The 18,639-nt window shown below is 47.5% G+C and carries 16 protein-coding genes and 2 tRNA genes; 9 read left to right on the top strand and 9 right to left on the bottom strand.

All coding sequences use genetic code 11. The features are described 5' to 3' along the window. Positions 1-21: 21 nt before the first annotated feature. The gene (locus tag ACYVI9_RS07020) at positions 22-786 is read right to left on the bottom strand and encodes an SDR family NAD(P)-dependent oxidoreductase (RefSeq protein WP_460762535.1); all 765 of its coding nucleotides are present in this window, start codon (positions 784-786) and stop codon (positions 22-24) included. Between the two features lie 187 nt (positions 787-973). Then, positions 974-1,044 (bottom strand) — tRNA-Cys (locus ACYVI9_RS07015). Between the two features lie 64 nt (positions 1,045-1,108). Here ACYVI9_RS07015 and ACYVI9_RS07010 point away from each other — a divergent pair. The 4 genes from ACYVI9_RS07010 to ACYVI9_RS06995 are packed head-to-tail and all read left to right on the top strand — an operon-like array spanning position 1,109 to position 4,238. After that, positions 1,109-1,987 carry a nucleoside phosphorylase gene (locus tag ACYVI9_RS07010; RefSeq protein WP_460762532.1) on the top strand — a complete coding sequence of 293 codons (879 nt, stop codon included), beginning with the start codon at positions 1,109-1,111 and terminating at the stop codon, positions 1,985-1,987. Between the two features lie 24 nt (positions 1,988-2,011). Continuing rightward, positions 2,012-2,806, top strand: a complete 795-nt coding sequence (dapF, locus tag ACYVI9_RS07005; protein ID WP_460762529.1) for a diaminopimelate epimerase — start codon at positions 2,012-2,014, stop codon at positions 2,804-2,806. 41 nt (positions 2,807-2,847) lie between these two features. After that, the gene (locus ACYVI9_RS07000) at positions 2,848-3,786 is read left to right on the top strand and encodes a magnesium transporter CorA family protein (RefSeq protein ID WP_460762525.1); all 939 of its coding nucleotides are present in this window, start codon (positions 2,848-2,850) and stop codon (positions 3,784-3,786) included. A 5-nt stretch (positions 3,787-3,791) separates the two neighbouring features. Further along, positions 3,792-4,238 (top strand): NUDIX hydrolase, encoded by a 447-nt coding sequence (locus ACYVI9_RS06995; RefSeq protein WP_460762522.1) that lies wholly within the window; start codon positions 3,792-3,794, stop codon positions 4,236-4,238. 56 nt (positions 4,239-4,294) lie between these two features. On the opposite strand, the gene ACYVI9_RS06990 is transcribed toward ACYVI9_RS06995, so the two are convergent. From ACYVI9_RS06990 to ACYVI9_RS06980, 3 genes are all read right to left on the bottom strand, one after another. Beyond that, complete coding sequence (locus tag ACYVI9_RS06990) at positions 4,295-5,641, bottom strand: hypothetical protein (RefSeq protein ID WP_460762519.1); 1,347 nt, start codon at positions 5,639-5,641, stop codon at positions 4,295-4,297. Between the two features lie 113 nt (positions 5,642-5,754). Next, complete coding sequence (locus ACYVI9_RS06985) at positions 5,755-6,246, bottom strand: hypothetical protein (RefSeq protein WP_460762516.1); 492 nt, start codon at positions 6,244-6,246, stop codon at positions 5,755-5,757. A 38-nt stretch (positions 6,247-6,284) separates the two neighbouring features. Continuing rightward, positions 6,285-8,489, bottom strand: a complete 2,205-nt coding sequence (locus ACYVI9_RS06980) for a WG repeat-containing protein (RefSeq protein WP_460762513.1) — start codon at positions 8,487-8,489, stop codon at positions 6,285-6,287. Positions 8,490-8,818: 329 nt separating this feature from the next. Between ACYVI9_RS06980 and ACYVI9_RS06975 the strand changes: the two genes are divergently transcribed. Further along, positions 8,819-9,706: a hypothetical protein gene (locus tag ACYVI9_RS06975; RefSeq protein ID WP_460762510.1), complete on the top strand. Its 888-nt coding sequence runs from the start codon at positions 8,819-8,821 to the stop codon at positions 9,704-9,706. 77 nt (positions 9,707-9,783) lie between these two features. Here the strand turns inward: ACYVI9_RS06975 and ACYVI9_RS06970 are convergent, their stop codons facing one another. From ACYVI9_RS06970 to ACYVI9_RS06960, 3 genes are all read right to left on the bottom strand, one after another. Further along, the gene (locus ACYVI9_RS06970) at positions 9,784-10,821 is read right to left on the bottom strand and encodes an LLM class flavin-dependent oxidoreductase (protein ID WP_460762507.1); all 1,038 of its coding nucleotides are present in this window, start codon (positions 10,819-10,821) and stop codon (positions 9,784-9,786) included. 62 nt (positions 10,822-10,883) lie between these two features. After that, complete coding sequence (locus ACYVI9_RS06965; RefSeq protein WP_460762504.1) at positions 10,884-11,801, bottom strand: CHC2 zinc finger domain-containing protein; 918 nt, start codon at positions 11,799-11,801, stop codon at positions 10,884-10,886. Between the two features lie 287 nt (positions 11,802-12,088). Next, positions 12,089-12,436, bottom strand: coding sequence for a DUF5763 domain-containing protein (locus tag ACYVI9_RS06960; RefSeq protein ID WP_460762501.1), 348 nt, complete (start codon positions 12,434-12,436; stop codon positions 12,089-12,091). 198 nt (positions 12,437-12,634) lie between these two features. Between ACYVI9_RS06960 and acnA the strand changes: the two genes are divergently transcribed. Next, a complete protein-coding gene (gene acnA, locus ACYVI9_RS06955) occupies positions 12,635-15,415 on the top strand; it encodes an aconitate hydratase AcnA (protein ID WP_460762499.1) in 2,781 nt (926 codons plus the stop codon). 226 nt (positions 15,416-15,641) lie between these two features. Here the strand turns inward: acnA and ACYVI9_RS06950 are convergent. Continuing rightward, positions 15,642-15,715: transfer RNA gene (locus tag ACYVI9_RS06950), tRNA-Arg, on the bottom strand. 102 nt (positions 15,716-15,817) lie between these two features. Between ACYVI9_RS06950 and rlmH the strand changes: the two genes are divergently transcribed. The 3 genes from rlmH to lepB all read left to right on the top strand — a co-directional run bounded on the left by rlmH (position 15,818) and on the right by lepB (position 18,636). Continuing rightward, the gene (rlmH, locus tag ACYVI9_RS06945) at positions 15,818-16,291 is read left to right on the top strand and encodes a 23S rRNA (pseudouridine(1915)-N(3))-methyltransferase RlmH (protein ID WP_460762496.1); all 474 of its coding nucleotides are present in this window, start codon (positions 15,818-15,820) and stop codon (positions 16,289-16,291) included. Between the two features lie 50 nt (positions 16,292-16,341). Next, the gene (locus tag ACYVI9_RS06940; RefSeq protein ID WP_460762493.1) at positions 16,342-16,983 is read left to right on the top strand and encodes a rhomboid family intramembrane serine protease; all 642 of its coding nucleotides are present in this window, start codon (positions 16,342-16,344) and stop codon (positions 16,981-16,983) included. 105 nt (positions 16,984-17,088) lie between these two features. Continuing rightward, the gene (gene lepB / locus ACYVI9_RS06935; RefSeq protein ID WP_460762490.1) at positions 17,089-18,636 is read left to right on the top strand and encodes a signal peptidase I; all 1,548 of its coding nucleotides are present in this window, start codon (positions 17,089-17,091) and stop codon (positions 18,634-18,636) included. Positions 18,637-18,639 lie beyond the last annotated feature (3 nt).

Genomic DNA, 18,639 nt, shown 5'->3' with positions numbered 1-18,639 from the left:
TGGATTGAACCCTGAGTCGGATTAATTATTCAGTTTAATAAAACCACCATCGATCGGATAGTCACATCCTGTGATAAATCCGGCTGCATCACTGCATAAATATAAAATGAGACCGGCAATCTCTTCCGGCTTGGCCATCCGGCCGATCGGCTGCGTCGCCGAAAGCTTCTGGAACATTTCCTGTTCACGACCGGGGTAATTCTTGGCCAGAAAACCGTCCACAAAGGGGGTATGCACCCTGGCGGGCGATATGCAATTGCAGCGAATCTGCTGCTGTACATAGTCTTTGGCGACTGAAAGGGTCATGGCCAGTACCGCGCCCTTACTCATGCTGTAAGCGAAACGGTCTGGAATACCCACGCTGGACGCAATCGAAGCCAGATTCAGGATCACACCACCCCCGTTTTGTTGCATAATCGGGATCGCCGCATACATGCAATTGTAAACGCCTTTGACATTGACATTAAAAATATTATCAAAATCCGCTTCCGATGTTCCGGTCACTGTTCCGATATGAGATATCCCGGCACTGTTGACCAGTATATCTATTTTTTTCACTTGTGAAAAAGCACGGCTAACTTCCTGCTGCAGGACGACATTCAGCGGCATTACACGGGCCTGTCCCCCAGCCTGATTGATTTCATCGGCAGTAGCTGTTGCAGCATCTTCGTTCAGATCAGCCACATAAACGGTGGCGCCGGACTGGCCAAATAGTAAACAGACAGCTTTTCCGATGCCACTACCACCTCCTGTTACAATCGCGGATTTATCTTGTAATTGAAACATATTCCTTACTTTTTTCAGAGCCGGCAAGATACTATATAAATGGACATGCTTCGCAGGCGTTTATAGAAAATAAGGAATAAAGGCTCCGGTTCGTGTAGAACAAATAACAGATTGCCGTAATCTAACAGGGGGCGGGCGCTTACGAAAAAAACCCGCTATTTTAGCGGGTTTCGGAGATTTTATTGAGAGGTCCCGAGCGGATTCAAACCGCTGTAGAAGCTTTTGCAGAGCTCTGCCTAGTCACTCGGCCACGGGACCCTTTTTGAAGGCTTGCAAAAATAGGGTATTTTTGAAATATTTTCGATTTAAACCCAGCAAAATTATGAGCCGCATAGCAGAAAGCGAACTGATTCTGAACGACCGGGGCGCGATCTATCATCTCAATCTGAAACCGGATGAGATTGCCGACACCATTGTAACCGTCGGCGATCCCGACCGGGTAAGGCAGTTCAGCAAATATTTTGACCATATAGAAGTCGAACAGCGACACCGGGAATTCATCTCCCATACCGGTACGATCGGAGGCAAGCGGCTCACGGTGCTTTCCTCAGGCATCGGACCCGATAATATCGACATCGTGATGAATGAACTGGACGCTTTGGTTAATATCGACTTTGAAACCCGGGAAATTAAACCCCAACTCAAAGCGCTCAATATTATAAGGGTGGGCACATCCGGCTCGCTGCAGGCGGATATACCCGTGGATGACTTTGTGGCTTCCACACATGGGCTGGGTATTGACAACCTGCTCAATTTCTACCGGTTGGATCCCAATGATGAGGAAGCACAATTATTACATGCTTTTATAACCCATGTACAGATGCAGGGCTTTATCAGCGTCCCCTACCTCACCGGCGCTTCCGCTTCACTGCTGAAACATTTTACCGGCTTTCACCAGGGGATCACTGTTACCTGTCCCGGCTTTTACGGACCACAGGGCCGGGTGTTGCGCCTGGGTGTCCAGCACCCGCAATTGCTGGACCAACTGACAGAATTCCGTTTCGGCCACCATAGAATCACTAATTTTGAAATGGAGACTTCTGCCATTTTCGGGCTGGGAAAATTACTGGGACACCATTGTCTGGCACTTAATGCTATCGTCGCCAACCGGGTGGCCAAAACTTTCAGCAAAGACGGCAAGGCGGCGGTTGAAGGCCTCATTAAGAAATTTCTGGAGACCTATATCGCAGAAAGTTTCTAGTTTTCCGACATAATTCAAACAGTCATGACCATTCAATTTTCTAAATATCAGGGCACCGGCAATGATTTTGTATTGCTCGACAACCGCGGGCATGCCTATGACGGGCTCACCGAATCCCAGATCCATAAAATATGCGACCGCCGTTTTGGCATTGGCGCCGATGGGCTCATGCTGTTACAGGAGCGTCCGGGTTATGATTTTGAAATGATTTATTACAATGCAGACGGTCGCCCCGGCAGCATGTGCGGCAACGGCGGGCGTTGTATTGTACAGTTTGCGCAGGATCAGGGTATTGACAAACCTGCCTATCATTTTATTGCTACTGATGGTCCCCATGATGCCCGGATCGAAACCGGCGCGGTCAGCCTGAAGATGAAAGATGTGAACCAGATCGATACCCGGGAGGATGCGCTGATACTGGACACGGGTTCTCCCCATTATATCACAGCGCGGGAAAATCTGGACGCGCTGGATGTATTTACCGAAGGGCGCCGGATTCGAAATAGTGCCCCATTTGCCCAAGAGGGCATCAATGTCAACTTTGTAGAACAGCAAACAGACGGCAGTCTGAAAGTGCGTACCTATGAACGGGGTGTAGAAGACGAAACTTTTTCCTGTGGCACGGGTGTAACTGCCAGCGCCCTGGCTTTTTATAAGGATCAGCCACCGGCAGGGCCTGTGTTTATTCATACCCTTGGCGGTAACCTCGAAGTGCGTTTTGAAAAAAACCAGACAGGTGGTTTTACGAATATCTGGCTGAAGGGTCCGGCCACAAAAGTATTTGAAGGCAGTTATACCCTGAACGATCAACAGGCATAAGACCGGTTAAATCCGGATCCGCATGCCCCAGCATCCTAAATATGATTAAGTTTTTTAAAAATATCGAAGGCAAAACCGTGGAGATCGGTTCCCCCGAAGATGACAGCTGGATCAATGTCGTACCCCCGTTGAAACAGGAAGAATTCACGGAACTTTCCGAAGACCTGGAAATACCGATTGACTTTCTAACCGATTCGCTGGATATTGATGAGCGGAGCCGCTACGAGGAAGAGGACAATGTACGGCTGATCGTCATCAAAACGCCGACCGAGAACAATTCCTTTAATGAGAGCGATGCCTATTATATTACCATTCCTATCTGTATCATCGTCACCCATAACCATATTGTCACCGTCAATTCTTTTGAAAACCCGGCACTTAAAAAATTCCTGAACTCATTACAACAACATGCACCCGAAAGAAGAAGCATGATGATCCTGCGTATTTTCGAAAAAATTGTTCAGAATTTCATGGATTACCTCAAGGAAATCAATCAGAAAAGGAATGCACTGGAACAGAAGCTTTACGATGCCAATAAAAATGAACACCTGCTGGATCTGATGAAAATACAGAAAAGTCTGGTTTATTTTGTGACAGCCTTACGATCCAATGAACTGTTGCTCACCAAAGTACTCCGGACGGATTTCCTGAACTTCAACGAAGACGAGACGGAATTTCTGGAAGATTTGATCGTGGATTATTCCCAGGCCCTGGAGATGTCTAATATCTATACCAATATCCTCAGCAGTACCATGGACACTTTCGCCAGCATCATTGCCAATAACCAGAATATGGTATTGAAACGGCTGGCCATTGCGACGATTGTCCTGAGTTTTCCCGTACTGATCGCCAGTATATTCGGCATGAATGTGCCCAGTGGATTCGAACATTCTCCTTATGCCTTTTACGTAGTTGCGATTCTATCTTTTGTCATCGCCATAGCCATCGGACTGGCAGCTTTTAGAAAAAAACTTTTGTAGCCGATATGATTACTGCTTTTAATATCCGGGTCTACGGTGTGCTGATCAATGACAGCAAACAGGTACTGGTCAGCGACGAAAAGATTCATTTCAAAAATCTGGAAGTCACCAAATTTCCGGGAGGCGGACTGGAGCTGGGGGAAGGACTAAAGGAGGGTATTATCCGGGAATGCCGGGAAGAAATCGGCATTGAGGTTGAAGTCATCGATCATCTTTACACCACTGATTATTTTCAGCAGTCTGCTTTCAACGACTCCCACCAACTCATCAGTGTATATTACCTGATCCGTCCACTGGCCCCACTCTCCTTTCCCGTCAATAATCACCAGCCGGTCTATCCGGATGCAGTAACGGAAAATTTTCGCTTCATCGACTGGTCTTATTTCAACGAAGATTGCATGTCCCTTCCGGTAGACAAAATAGCCGCCCGTTTACTAAAGGAAAAATATTAATCAGCAAAGCACGGCCCCTGGTGGCCCTCCGTGATTGATTAAGCCTCAACCGTTGTTCACTGATTAAACACACCGGTTCGAAAATCCTTCGTGTCGATGCCCCCCTGCTTAAAATCGTCCAACACCAACTGGCATACTTCTTTAAACCGCCGTTCATCTACTTCTGCAGTCCCCTTGAGTGCCAGATAAAAATAAGTGCCGTCATAGTATTGCAGCAGGGACCGAACTGAAGCAAAGCTCATATTGCTGAAAACCCGTTTATTGAGTTTACCGGTGCGGGGAATGGCAACCGAACTGGTATACTGTATCGGCTGAAAACTGGAATCCATCCGGGATCGAAGGCGGGATTCCATCTCCTTGTCAGGATTATAGGCGGCCAGATAGATTTCCGCGGTACTGCTGTCACCAGCAGAAAAAATACCGGCTTGTAATTTCATCATGCAATTAATGGGTTCACTATAAACTACCAGTTCGTAATCAAAGCTATCAGGTCGCGCAATCACCTTCTCCAGAATTTCATTTTCTTCCATATGACTAAACCCTGCGATACTGACGGTTGACGAGACACTGTAGGGTTCCCGGATATCGGGCAGGTATTTCAATGCGCCATCGGGGTCATTGGTCAGCAGGTAAACCGGACCCAGTCTGCGGCTATAATCTGAAATCACCTCCCGGGATTTGGCCAGATTATCCTGATACTCCTGCTCCATCAGGCGCATCCCGTTCCTGATATGCTGTATCGATTGCTGGTTTCGTTCCCGCGCCCAATCTTCCCCGCAACCCCGTACGACAGCAAGAATACCGAGAAGCAGCGAAAAAGGTATGGCGATATACTTATAGTTAATCTCCCTTTTTTTATGAGACTGTAATTGTTCTACCACCAGCGGGCTGATCGCTGTCGATATAACAGGATCTGCCTGTGGATGGGCCTCCGCCGATACCAGTGATTTTTCCATTTGCTTTGAAAGCTTCGTAAATAACTGATCCCGAAAAGCGCTAAAAACAGCCACGTCAGTTGAGGAACGACCGTCCTGGTTGTTAAAATGCCAGTATATCTTTCGTCCGTTCTTCAACCGGATGCGCATCGAAGGGGGCGGCACCTGCAAGGCATTATAGGGAGGTATGCTCTCAATATCGGTGAACGACACCCGACCGAAAACGGCCGAATCAAAACCGGTATCGTCGAGCTGAATACAATCCTGGGCTTTGACAATCCGCATTAGTTTGCGAATACCCGTAATAATGGATAATATCATTAGTGGAATACTGATCCAGAAGATCCAGGATATCCATTGTAACAGATACATACTCAGCGGCAGCAATACAAAAAACGGCCCCAGCAGATACTTTAAAAACATCGGTAATCCTTTTCCGGTGTAATAGGTGAACTTATATTCTGTCATGCGAAAAAGTAATTTTCAGTGTTCGGTCAATAGAATGGTGAACCGACTCAAAAATAGCTGATCCGATGCAGGCTGAATATCCCTGAAAACTACTATTTAAGCGGTTGGGGGCGCTACAGTCGTTCGATGCGGATGATGTCCATTTTGCTATTATGCAACAAGTGCAGCCGGATATGATCCCCCTGCTGTAAATCGCCGTATTGCAGACCGGGCATCAGGATTACCTGCATACCGGAATGCAGTGACCGGTATTCTGTACTAATAATAAAGCGGTAATTCATATTCGCGTACCATTTTATTACACGCAGCACGCGGGTATCGACCACCTGCTTATGGGTGGCAAGTCGGTAACGGAAGGTTTCCCGATACAATGGGATAAAATACCATCCCATCAAGCAGGGCAGGCTTACGAAAAACAATAAGAACAACAATGAAGGTAGATTAAAATCCCTGGAACTGAAATTCGAAAGTCCATGGCCCAGGACCAACAGACAGCCCAGGAATGCAGGCAGTACAAAAACAAAAAGCAACAGAATTCTTCCGCGGCAGACACGCCGCAGCATGTATTTCTCTTCATTGGACAAGAGATAGATTGTTTCTGTCATTAGAATACTAATTGCTTGTTTGTTTGGTTACACGCTACTCAGCTGCTGAAGTCAATCCATCCTTTTTCCCTGCGCTCAAGTTCTGCTTCCCTGGCTTTGATGGCTTCTTGAGTCGGAAAGACTTCCTGACCATCGATATCTATATAATACTGTCGGTCGCCTTTTTTTACTTTAGTAAATCCCAGGGCAAAATCTTCTATGGCATCGAACTGAAGTGGTATGACCACCTGAAACCGTTCATCCATATAGCCGCCTTTCTTATTGTTGACGACCCAGGCCCTCCCGTCATAAAAATGACCCGCTCCGTCATATTGCGGTGCACAAATTACTTTTAAATTGTAATCCAGATAGCCCAGTTTCTTATTCTTACGGAAATAAGCGTAATGCTGGTTGCCGAAATAACCGATATACTCAAAAGGCGTAGCGAGTAAGAGGCGCCCCTGATTGTCAAAAATAAAAGTGCTATCCTGACGCTCGGCAAAAATCCGGTCAGACCCGAAATCAACATGCAGGTCACTATAAGTCGGCGGAATGACCCACTGCCCCTTAGGATTGATCACCCCGGTTTTTTTGCCCTGATGCACCACGGCCAGACCGTACGCAAAATCGTCTGCTTTATCCAACCCGAAGGGTATCCTGATCTGGAAACGCTCATCGGCATAGCCCCATTTCCCTTCTTTTCTCAGGGCCATTCTTCCCTGATGCATCGAATGAATCACATCATAGGCAATCGGCAGCCGGAGTTGCAGGGAGGTATCTAATAGTCCCTCCAGATGCCCCTGTAAAACACAGGCCAGGTCCTTACGCTCCCCAGACCGTAGCGGAATTAACTGGGTGTATTGGGGATGGGGATGGAATCCGCTGCTATCGGCATATTGTAACCCTTTGTCGGAATGCCCGGGGCTGTATATAAGGCGACCGAATGTCTCCAGGCTAAAATAGGATCGGTCATTATTCAGCAATTGATTGCGGGTATTAATCAGGTATTGAGCGGTAATGCCTTCTTGGCGGATGCCGACAACCGAGAGTCCATCCGGATTGAAAGGCCAGGCAGTGTGAAACCTGGCGGGTATCTGCTCCCGGCCCTGCCGGTCTACAAAACCATATACCTGATCGTCAGGACGGCCAGCACTATCCTTTTTTCCGACAATGGCATAACCGTTGTTGAAATAAAACACGGTGCTATATTGCGGGCAACGCCGGCGTACCCGCATTTTATTATCGAGCAATAAAAAACAGCTGTCTTTAAGTACCCAGCTACGGCCTTCACTGAATCCCATGCGGCAATCATCATATTCAAAAGCCAACTTTTGCCGCCCCCGAATATCAATAAAGCCCCATTTCCCGTCACGACAGGCAGCCAGATAGCCTTCCTCGGAGATAAAACCCAGACGGGTATAAGTCAATGGAATCAATTGCTTACCCTTTCGACTGAAATAACCGGTCAGGCTGTCTTTTTTTACCTTAATATACTTGGATTGAATCAGGGTTATTTCCTTGTATACCGTATCCAGCAAGAGGCGACCCCGGGCATCAGCCAGTCCGTGAATCTCCACCCGGTGTGTTTTTGGATGGAGCAGGCTCAGGCGGTAAAAATCCTCTTCCCAGAGTTCAATCTTATAAAAGATCGGCGGCTGCAGTACCCGGCCATTCCGGTCAATCAGCCCGTACCTGCGGTTTTTACGCACTATGGCCACACCATTTCTGAAGGGATGTGCTTCTTCAAACTGCGGGAGGATGGCCAACTGACCCTTTTTGTTAATATAGCCTTTCTTATAGCCTAGACTCACCGTGGCCCTGCCTTCAGAAAAAGGACCCGCCCAGTCAAACCAGGGTGCCAACTTCAGCCGACCCTTGTGGTTGATATAGCCCCATTTACCCCCCGTTTCAATAGCAGCCAGGCCTTCGCTGAAGGGATAGGCCATTTTCGGAAGAAGTCCTTCCAGGATCCGGCCTTTCTTGTTAATATAGGTATAGCCATTGCCCTGTCTGATCAAAGCCATCCCGTTGGAAAAATCATCTGCCCAGCTAACTGACAGGGGAAGCCAAAGTTCTTTTCCTGTCCGGGACAGATATCCCCATTGACTGTCGCGACGAATCAGTGACCGGCCGTCAACCCGGCTGCCTTCAAAGTCATAGGTTCCCGAAACCGGAACCTGCCTGTTCGATAAACCGCTGCTATAGCAGGAAACCAACAGGCAGCAGGCTGCCAATATCAAAGAAATCCCTCTCCGTGAATACATCTAGTTAATTTTTCAGGTCCATTTTGAGCGCCTGTATTTCCCCGCCATTCCATCCATCCAGCTATCCCCTCAGGAATCGCTAATGGATCAACTTTTCCCGGGCCCATGGCGGACAAAATACCGCGTTTGTACGGCAGCATTCAGTCATAAGCACCTCTGCCGCAAATATCGCTAAAGCCGGTACAGGCATGCCTCCATGAAATCAGGGATTTTTGGGCCGGGACTTTGAAGCCTGCAACCGGGATGCTATTTTTGATCTTGCGGACGCCAGGGTACTGACGGGGTCTTCAGTCTAGCAACCGGCCGGACCGCTGAAATAATTTCATTCAATGCCTTATCGCTATTTTATTTTCCGGATATTTTTTTCATTACTGCTCTGTAGTTGCTCCGGCATTGGCTTTGCACAGCAGGAACAGCCAAGCACATTAAAGGATAGTTTACCGGCCAGGTTCCGGATAGCCATTTCCTGGCAATTGGGGGACAGATACTATCAGGCCGGCTGGTGGCAACGGGGAAACTGGCAATACGGCCCGCTTAGTTTACGGGTTGAAGAAAATAGCGGTCCTTACGAAGTCTCGGCGCCTCCGGACCCGCTTTCCGACCCGGATATGTCCAGCGCTCAACGCATGTATTTGCAGGGAAAGCCTTATTTCCTGATTAAAGACCGCTACCAACTTTATCTGATCGATCTGGAAGCGAAAACATTTGCAGCACTGCAGCCGGGTAAGGGACTGGATTATGGCGAAGATGCCATAAGTGGAACGATGAGGGGCCTGCGCTTTTTCGACCACTACCTGCTGGGGAATGCGGTCAGCTACGGTTTATTCTGTTTTAATATTCAGGATCCGGCCCATCCCCGGGAACTGAAACGCTATACCGCGGTTTACAGCAACCTCGGACAACCCTATTTTTTCCTGGATGAACATCCCGACGGTACCCTGAGCGGTCTGTTCGCACAAAGTGACACCCTCAATAAATCCACTGTCATCTCTCAATTCTATACGACTATTAAAAATCCCTGGTATGTATTTCAAAAAGAAAAGCGACTGCAGCCAACTTCAGGCTATACCGATCCGGTCAACCTGCCCGACCCCGACGCTTATCTGAATTTGATCAAAAATCGCAGGGTGGGCAAACCCGTCAACTGGACCATCGATCTGAAGCAGGGGCTGCTACTGAAAAGGAAAGGTCAGTTCATCCAGGATCTAAAAAACTAAGGTCTGCCAGGATCAGTTTCGTGCCGGCCCGCGTTTCAGCCGGATCCGCCTGCCTGGTAACTGCCAGGCCCTGAATCTTATGCCGGCTGGCGTAGCGCTTCCCTTATTTTGGGCGCAATCTGATCGCCGAAAATTTCAATGGATTGCATCATTTTTTTATGGTCGGGCGCACCGACATCCATATGCGCGGAAAACCTTGTCAATCCGAATAGTGCCTGCATTTCCAGTATCTTGTCGATGGCTTGCGACGCATCACCGATAATCAGGTGCCCGCCCTGGCCCAGCCCCCTGTCGTACTGGGCGCGCTGATAGGGAGGCCAGCCGCGGGAGCGACCTACCCGATCCATCTGTGCAGCATATACGGGATAATAATAATCAGCGGTTGCTTTGGCATCCGCACCAAAGAAACTATGCATATGTACGCCGACTTGAAATTTTTCGGGATCATGACCTGCCTGTAAATAAGCCTGCTTATTGTAATCAAAAAGTGGTTTGAACTGTACGGGATTACCACCGATAATGGCAAAAATCACCGGAAGCCCCAGTGCTGCGGCTCTTTGAACCGACTGCGGCGTACCACCGACGGCTACCCATACAGGCAGACCACCATCGGTGGCCCGGGGCAGTACCAACTGATTGTCCAGCGCAGGCCGAAAGCGTCCCTTCCAGCTGATGGCTGCCTGTTGATTGATACCAAGTAATAAACGGAGCTTCTCGTCAAATAAAGCGTCATAATCCTCCAGATCAAAACCGTAAAGAGGAAAAGATTCTATAAAACTTCCGCGGCCCGCTGTAATCTCAGCCCGACCGCCTGAGATCAGATCAAGGGTCGCAAAACTCTGATAGAGTTTTACCGGATCTGCCGAACTGATAACAGATACAGCGGAACCAAGCCTGATCTTCTTGGTAACGGTGGAAGCTGCAGCCAGCAGTATTTCCGGTACCGATACGGCATAATCGGGTCGATGATGCTCGCCCATACCAAAGAAGTCGAGTCCCAACTGATCCATCAGCTGAATCTCTTCAATAATTTCCTGCAGGCGCTGTTGCGCGGGTTGATAGTTGCCGTTGACGTCGCGATACAGATCACCAAACATGCCGATTCCTAATTCCATAATGACTGTATAACAAAAACTATTATTCAAGGTTGATCTTCATTCGCCGGACTTATCCTAGATTAAGTTTTGCCCCTTGTTTCCCTGGAAATGGGTTCTGTACCGGTATGCATCAACCATTCACTCAGGTCCTTATAAGGCAAAAAGCGATCCGAAAGGTCCACAAAATGATCGGGCCAGGGTTGCAGGCGCTCCTTACATCGCCTGCCCGCTGCATCATTGTCCAGCATCAGGTAAACCCGCTGCTGTTGCAACAGCAGCGGCAACGCCTTTTTAAAATAAACCACAGAGTTCAGGATCAGGTATTGCACCGGTTCTTCCAGAAATGAAGACTGGGATTCTACCAATGACAGAAAGTCAAAAAAGCCTTCGACAACCACCATTGCCGCAGCACCCCGGGTTCGGATCAAACTGAAATCCTTGGGTTTGACGGTACCTTTAAACGTTCCGGTACTTCTGAGTTCATAACCATCTGAGCAGTTGGGGAACCCGATCACAGGGTAGGATCTGACAGGTGTTTCTATTTCAATCTGTTTACAATACCGGCGGGCGGTGGCCAGTGAAATTTTTCTTTTTTTAAAATAGGCTTTAAGCCCGGCATCCTTAATAATTCCTATCCCCAGTATTTTAATCCGCGAAACGGGCGCCGGCTTTTTCTCTTTGACTTTAACGGCGGGTGCAGAGAAGCGAAAATCCACAGACAAATAATTATCGGCCAGTTTTTCCATCAACTCCTTAAAGCTGCAATTAAAATATTGCTTACCAAAATCTATTAAATAGCCGCCCTGGCCGATACTATGATCGTACCAGGCATTCAGGCGCCGGTCGATTTTAAAGGAAGGCGTCCTTTCTTCATGAAAAGGCGAATAATACCAATATTCCGTACCGCGAATCCTGGCTGGCTCAAACCCCTGTGTTTGCAGAAACTCCACCAGATCCAGTTCATTTACCGCAGCAGCGGACATGCGCTTTCTAGCCATAATACTTAAGTTTAGAAGGAATGTATGAATCTATACAGGCAGCATCTTTGATGATATAGCAGTCTTAAAGGTAGCACTTTTTTCCAGCCCAGAAATATCCGGAATTGCCGTTCGCTGGCCCGGGCTGACACAACAGGGTCAGGAGCGCTTGCCCGACTGGCCATTTTCTGCATCCGGAGATCATGATTAAACCGCCTGACAAAAATGAACCTTTACAACCACAGGATACACATTTAACAGTTTGGTCAAGCGGCATCTGCACGCCGGCAGTCGGCAAGATGAAAATATCATTTTTGGGGCGGCTGGTGCTGAAAGCAATAGCCGTTGCCAATACGGGTCATATGCCGGCAGCGACGGCCGGACTTAGTCATTCCTTTACATTGGCGGGTCGCGCCTACCCCACTGGTCTTTTTGACCGGTTGGCGCGCTACTTTACGCTCTACGGGTTTGCAAATTTTACAGGGCGTCAGTCCCTGCTCTCTGGCTGCTGCCAACGTAAGGGCCTTGGAAGTGTTTTTTACTGTACGACATTGCGCCCGGTGATACCGCGCACCAGAAGGCGTCTTGTATACCGTTTGCGCCGATGCGTTCATTGACCATACCCCAAGAAGGAAAAGCAGTATTACCGTTCTCATATATTTCGGTTGCAGCCTGCCAGCTAATGCCGGCAATTGGCATTCCATTTTTTAAAAATAAACATTATTGGTTGCAAAAATGTAAAAGTATCGGGAAACAGTATGGGAGCGAACCCGCCGGAGACATCACTAAGAGAATGGGTTGTTCACAGGAAGAGTTCTTTTAAATTGATTAAATTAGCTTAAAAATTTGGGATCATGAAAACTACTACAGGAAAATCAGCCAGCGAACTTTCTATAAATGCGCAAAACTACCAATACTATGCCCTCAAAGACCTGGATCAGACAAAAATCGACAAACTCCCATTTAGCATCCGGATCCTGCTGGAAAATGTAATCCGCAACTACGACGGCTTCAGTATCACAGATGATCATATCCAGTTACTCGCCAACTGGACGCCTGTCCCGATAGATAAAGACATTCCTTTTAAACCGGCACGGATCCTGATGCAGGATTTTACCGGTGTGCCCGCCGTAGTGGACATTGCTTCGCTCCGGGCAGAATTTGTCAGACATGGCGGTGATGGTCAGAAAATCAATCCAGCCATACCGGTAGATCTGGTCATCGACCATTCAGTGCAGGTGGATTATTTTGGCACTGATTATTCTTATGACAGAAATGTGCAGGTGGAATACGATCGCAATAAAGAACGTTATGAACTTTTAAAATGGGCCCAGAACGGACTTCATAATTTTACGGTGGTGCCGCCCGGTATGGGCATATGCCATCAGGTCAATCTGGAATACCTCGCCAAAGGCATCATCAGTAAGGATGGCTGGTTATTTCCTGACTCACTGGTGGGAACGGATTCCCATACCCCGATGGTTAATGGCATTGGTGTGATTGGTTGGGGAGTCGGTGGTATAGAAGCGGAAGCGGCCATGCTCGGACAGCCCATCTTCTTTACCTGTCCCGAAGTTGTTGGCCTGCAGCTTACCGGGAAAATCCCCGAACAGTGTACCGCCACGGATATGGTATTGTCAATTACAAAGGTCCTGAGGGATAAAGGTGTGGTGGGTAAATTTGTGGAAGTCTTTGGTGACGGGCTGGATCATCTTTCCGTTACGGACCGGGCCACCATTTCCAATATGTCACCAGAATTCGGGTGTACCGTCACTTATTTCCCCATTGACGGTAGAACACTGGAATACATGCGTCAAACCAATCGCAGTGAACAGGATATCCAGATAGTAGAAGCTTATTGCAAGGAGAATCTATTATGGCGTACCGGTAAAGAACAGATAGAATATTCCTCTTTGGTTACTTTTGACCTCTCGAGCCTGGAACCCACAGTATCGGGACCGAAACGCCCTCAGGACAAGATACTCGTGAAGGAACTGAACACGGCTTTTGAACAACAACTGGATAAGGAATACAGTCGCTCCTATCATGCCATTCACGATCGCCGCGAATCTGCCTGGCTGGCGGATGGTGGTTCTGGCACCGAATTCACTTTTGGGAAAGTGCCGGTCAATGCGCCCAATAATTTTGAAATAGATAAAGAACAGATGCATGCCGTGCGCGTTAAACATAAGAATAAGGAATTTGTATTGAGCGATGGCAGTATTGTAATTGCGGCCATCACCAGTTGTACCAATACTTCTAATCCTGCCGTCATGGTGGGTGCCGGACTCCTGGCGCGCAATGCGGTCATGAAAGGCTTACGCACCAAATCCTGGGTCAAAACCTCGTTGGCCCCGGGTTCCAAAGTAGTGACGCAGTATCTGGAAAGATCCGGACTCAGCGCCGACCTGGAGGCGCTGCGTTTTCATACGGTCGGTTATGGCTGTACATCCTGTATCGGAAATTCCGGACCACTTCCCGCGCATATAGCTGAAGCAGTGGACAAAGGAGAATTGGTCGTTGCCTCCGTATTATCTGGTAACAGAAATTTTGAAGCGCGGGTACATCCCCAGGTAAAAATGAATTTTCTGATGTCCCCCATGCTGGTTGTTGCCTATGCCCTCGTAGGTCGCATCGATGTAAATCTTATCGACGATCCGTTGGACTACGATCCCAATGGCAATCCGGTATACCTGCGAGATATCTGGCCCAGTCGGGATGAAATTTCCCAGACCATCAATGAATGTGTAAAAGTCGACGATTTCCAATCGGTGTATGATGTCATATTCGATGGTTCAGAAGAATGGCAACAGCTGGATGTAAAACTCAGTGAGAAATATCAGTGGGATCCCGGCTCCACCTATATTAAAGAATCGCCGTTTTTTGAAAATCTGAATGCCACCCCCGCACCATTAACCGATATTAACAATGCGCGGGTATTATTGTATCTGGGAGACTCGGTAACAACGGACCATATATCACCGGCCGGGTCTTTTAAACCCGAATCGGCTGCCGGACAATATTTAACCTCCAATGGCATTCAGCCTGCTGATTTCAACTCTTATGGATCCCGGCGCGGTAACCACGAAGTGATGATGCGGGGAACATTCGCCAATGTCCGGATCAAAAACAAGATTACCGATAAAGAAGGCGGCTTCAGCACTTATTTACCTTCAGGCAGTACCGGAACCGTATTCGAGACAGCCATGCGATATAAGGAAGACGCAACGCCATTGATCGTTCTGGCCGGAAAAGAATATGGGTCGGGATCATCCCGGGACTGGGCAGCTAAAGGCACTTTCCTACTGGGAATCAAAGCAGTGATCGCCGAAAGCTTTGAGCGGATACACCGCAGTAATCTGGTGGGTATGGGCGTCGCCCCCCTCGTATTTACCGAAGGGCAAAATGCGGCTTCCCTGGGACTGGATGGCACAGAGACCTTCTCGATCAACGGACTTTCCTCCGACCTGGTTCCCCATAAATTACTGGATGTAACAGCACTGCATCCCTCAGGTAGAAAGATAGAATTCAAGGCAGAAGCTCGTTTTGACTCTGCCATCGAAATAGCATATTATCAAAATGAAGGCATTCTTCAGTATGTGCTCAGGGACTACCTGAAAAGGGAAAATGCATAGCCGAACAGCAGCGCTCCGATGACAACAGGTGGTATGATTCAGGGGCCGGGAACCCGCTTGTTTCTACCCTGCAATAGCAGATGTATTGAAATTGTATGGTATATGAATTATTAAATGCCGCATCGTCCTTCCATCGTTGGCGGAATGAAAGTTCAATCAGATGCCCCTATTGTATAAAGTAAAAAAGCAGTCAAAACAAAGACGTTTTAACTGCTTGATTTTCAAGTGACCCCGTCAGGATTCAAACCTGAAACCTTCTGATCCGTAGTCAGATGCTCTATTCAATTGAGCTACGGGGCCATTTATTGGGAGGCAAAGGTAGGGATTAAAATATTTTTTTCAAAATTACATTTCGAACTGTAGCTTTAAGTTTTAACGTCATTTAAATTTAATCCTGATATTTTGAAAATCAAACTTTGGTCCATCGGAAATGATCATGATTCTTATGTCAAAACCGGCATCACCGACTTCACCAAAAGGATCAATAACTATTTCAAAACGGAATGGGAGCTGATCCCTCCGGTCAAAAATGCCGGCAAATTATCAGCAGAAGGACTGAAAAAAGCCGAAGCCGAATCGGTATTGCAGAAACTTTCAGCTGACGACCTGTTGGTCCTTTTGGATGAACGGGGAAAACAACTGGATTCGGAAGAACTGGCAACCCGATTGCAGCGAATGATCAATACCAGCGCCAAAAATATCATTTTCCTGATCGGAGGTGCCTACGGTACACATGAAACTGTTATGCAAAAGGCCAGCTGGACCTGGAGTCTCTCCCGACTGGTATTTCCCCACCAGCTGGTACGACTGATCCTGGCAGAACAGCTTTACCGGGCCTGTACCATTCTGAAGAATGAAAAATATCATCATCAGTAGTTCCGTCCGGTGCAGTTTTTTACTACCTATTTATGCCCTATTTTTACCGGATGGAAGTATCTATTACCCTGATCATTACTATTGCTACCGTTCTTGTCTCGCTATGGGGATTCAGCAACCAGAAAATAATTGACGACCTGATTTTTTACGGACCGGCTATCAGTTCCCGCCGACAGTATTACCGCTTTATAACCGCCGGCTTTATCCATGCAGATTTTATGCATCTGGCTTTTAATATGTTTGCCTTTTACTCTTTTGGCAGGATCCTGGAAAAAACTGCTTTTGCTGCGCCCGAAATTTTCGGAAAAGATGCCCCGATTTACTTTAGCATGCTATACCTGGGAGGACTGATCGTCTCCAGTATTCCGGATTACTTTAAACATAAGGACAATTACTATTTCCGCAGCCTGGGTGCATCCGGCGCGGTATCTTCAGTGATATTTGCCTGTATTGTACTGTTTCCTACCCTGCCCATCAGCATTATGTTCCTGCCGATCGGTATTCCGGGCTGGATTTTCGGCCTTTTGTACCTGTTGCTAACAGCTTATCTGGATAAAAGGGGTGGCGGTAACATCAACCATAGTGCGCATTTATGGGGCGCCTTATTTGGCGTGGTCTTTATGGTTGTCTTTGTCTCCCTGAAGGGCGAAATCAATATCTGGCAGAATTTTATATATCAGATCGCCGGATAAATTGTTGCTGAGCGCCTGATTCTCATATAGATAATGTTAATTAAGGGACGGCAACCCCTAATTCTCACCCGTTTATGATAAATTTGCCGCTAAAATTTCTGGCCAATGCCTTTGAATCAACTTTTCGTTATTTACCTGATCAGTCTGTTACTGGTACTGCTGCCTTCCTATGGGTTATCCAAACTATTTAAAATGGCTGGCCGGGAGTCCTGGAAAGCCTATATCCCGTTCTACAATACATGGGTCATGCAGGATATTGCCCAAAGACCCAAACACTGGGTTTTCTGGCAGTTTATTCCGGTGGTCGGCTGGTTCATTACGCCGGGCATATTTATTGAATTTGCCAAAGTCTTCTGCCGGTTTTCCTTCCTGGACCATACCGCAGCAGCCCTGGTCGCTCCTTTTTATTTTCCCTGGCTGGCCAATAACAAGGACGCCCGTTTTATTGGCGCTGAAGGGGTGCTCAAACATAAAAAACCCTCCTGGCGGGAATGGGTGGACGCGGCCATCTTTGCCATCGTGGCAGCCACATTGATCCGGACATTTATATTTGAAGCCTATACGATCCCGTCCAGCTCTATGGAAAAAACATTGCTGGTAAAGGATTTCCTTTTTGTTAGTAAATTCAGTTACGGCCCCCGGATCCCCAATACGCCCTTATCCATTCCCTTTATACATAATTATACCCCTGGTTTCAATACGACGTCCTATTCTACTTTGATCGAACTGCCTTATATCCGCTGGTTTGCCTCGCCGGTAAAAAGAAACGACTGTGTCGTCTTTAATTTTCCCGAAGGCGATACCGTCATACATGCGGAAGGTTATGAATCCCTGGTACCTTATAGCCAGGTCAAACGATTTGCCGCCCTGGGCGATCAGCAGTCCATCAATGTTCTGAATAACCCGGATGTATACCCGGTCGTGGTGCACCCCCCGGATAAAACGGATAACTATATTAAAAGATGCGTGGGCATTGCCGGCGACTCTATCAAAGTAGTCAACGGTGATTTATTTGTTAATAATGAGCCGGCTTTTATCTCCCCTACCAGTGCTACCTACTATATTTTCCGGTCCAAAAATAATGTAGGCATGACTGGCGACTACCTGAAAGAGGCCGGCATCAGAATTTCCAGCGATGGCAATGACTTTCAGCAGATTGATGGCCTCACTTACCGGGTAAACCTTACGGTACCGGAGCTGGGCATACTCAGGAAGCTGGCAGCGGTAGATGCGGCCTCGATTACCCGCGATATCGAACCTGCTGACAGGTACTATTATCAGCTCTTTCCTTATTTCGACAGCTCTCATAAATGGTCCATCGACAATTACGGCCCGCTGTGGGTACCTAAAAAAGGCGCTACCATCCAGTTAAATCCGGATAATTATCTGATTTATGAGCGCGCTATCCGGACTTATGAGGGCAATCAACTGGAAAACCGTAATGGTACATACTATATAAACGGACAGCCTGCGAATACGTATACATTTAAAATGGATTATTATTGGATGATGGGTGACAATCGCCACAATTCCCAGGACAGCCGTTTTTGGGGTTTTGTACCTGAAAGTTCCGTGGTGGGAAAAGCCTGGATGATCTGGTTCAGTTACGAGAATGGTCCACGCTGGAAGCGAATTTTCAAAATTATTAAATAGTAA

It is taken from the genome of Niabella terrae, from assembly GCF_054783135.1.
The sequence above is the reverse complement of the archived record's forward strand: the minus strand, read 5'-3'. Positions and strand labels throughout refer to the sequence as shown.

Excerpts from the sequence above, each read along its gene's own strand:
- ACYVI9_RS06975 (WP_460762510.1), top strand. The coding sequence starts at position 8,819 with ATGCCTTATCGCTATTTTATTTTCCGGATATTTTTTTCATTACTGCTC.
- ACYVI9_RS06965 (WP_460762504.1), bottom strand. The coding sequence starts at position 11,801 with ATGGCTAGAAAGCGCATGTCCGCTGCTGCGGTAAATGAACTGGATCTG.
- ACYVI9_RS06985 (WP_460762516.1), bottom strand. The coding sequence starts at position 6,246 with ATGACAGAAACAATCTATCTCTTGTCCAATGAAGAGAAATACATGCTG.
- ACYVI9_RS07020 (WP_460762535.1), bottom strand. The coding sequence starts at position 786 with ATGTTTCAATTACAAGATAAATCCGCGATTGTAACAGGAGGTGGTAGT.
- ACYVI9_RS06940 (WP_460762493.1), top strand. The coding sequence starts at position 16,342 with ATGGAAGTATCTATTACCCTGATCATTACTATTGCTACCGTTCTTGTC.
- ACYVI9_RS06995 (WP_460762522.1), top strand. The coding sequence starts at position 3,792 with ATGATTACTGCTTTTAATATCCGGGTCTACGGTGTGCTGATCAATGAC.
- ACYVI9_RS07000 (WP_460762525.1), top strand. The coding sequence starts at position 2,848 with ATGATTAAGTTTTTTAAAAATATCGAAGGCAAAACCGTGGAGATCGGT.
- ACYVI9_RS06970 (WP_460762507.1), bottom strand. The coding sequence starts at position 10,821 with ATGGAATTAGGAATCGGCATGTTTGGTGATCTGTATCGCGACGTCAAC.
- ACYVI9_RS07010 (WP_460762532.1), top strand. The coding sequence starts at position 1,109 with ATGAGCCGCATAGCAGAAAGCGAACTGATTCTGAACGACCGGGGCGCG.
- lepB (WP_460762490.1), top strand. The coding sequence starts at position 17,089 with ATGCCTTTGAATCAACTTTTCGTTATTTACCTGATCAGTCTGTTACTG.
- ACYVI9_RS06960 (WP_460762501.1), bottom strand. The coding sequence starts at position 12,436 with ATGAGAACGGTAATACTGCTTTTCCTTCTTGGGGTATGGTCAATGAAC.
- acnA (WP_460762499.1), top strand. The coding sequence starts at position 12,635 with ATGAAAACTACTACAGGAAAATCAGCCAGCGAACTTTCTATAAATGCG.
- ACYVI9_RS06990 (WP_460762519.1), bottom strand. The coding sequence starts at position 5,641 with ATGACAGAATATAAGTTCACCTATTACACCGGAAAAGGATTACCGATG.
- dapF (WP_460762529.1), top strand. The coding sequence starts at position 2,012 with ATGACCATTCAATTTTCTAAATATCAGGGCACCGGCAATGATTTTGTA.
- ACYVI9_RS06980 (WP_460762513.1), bottom strand. The coding sequence starts at position 8,489 with ATGTATTCACGGAGAGGGATTTCTTTGATATTGGCAGCCTGCTGCCTG.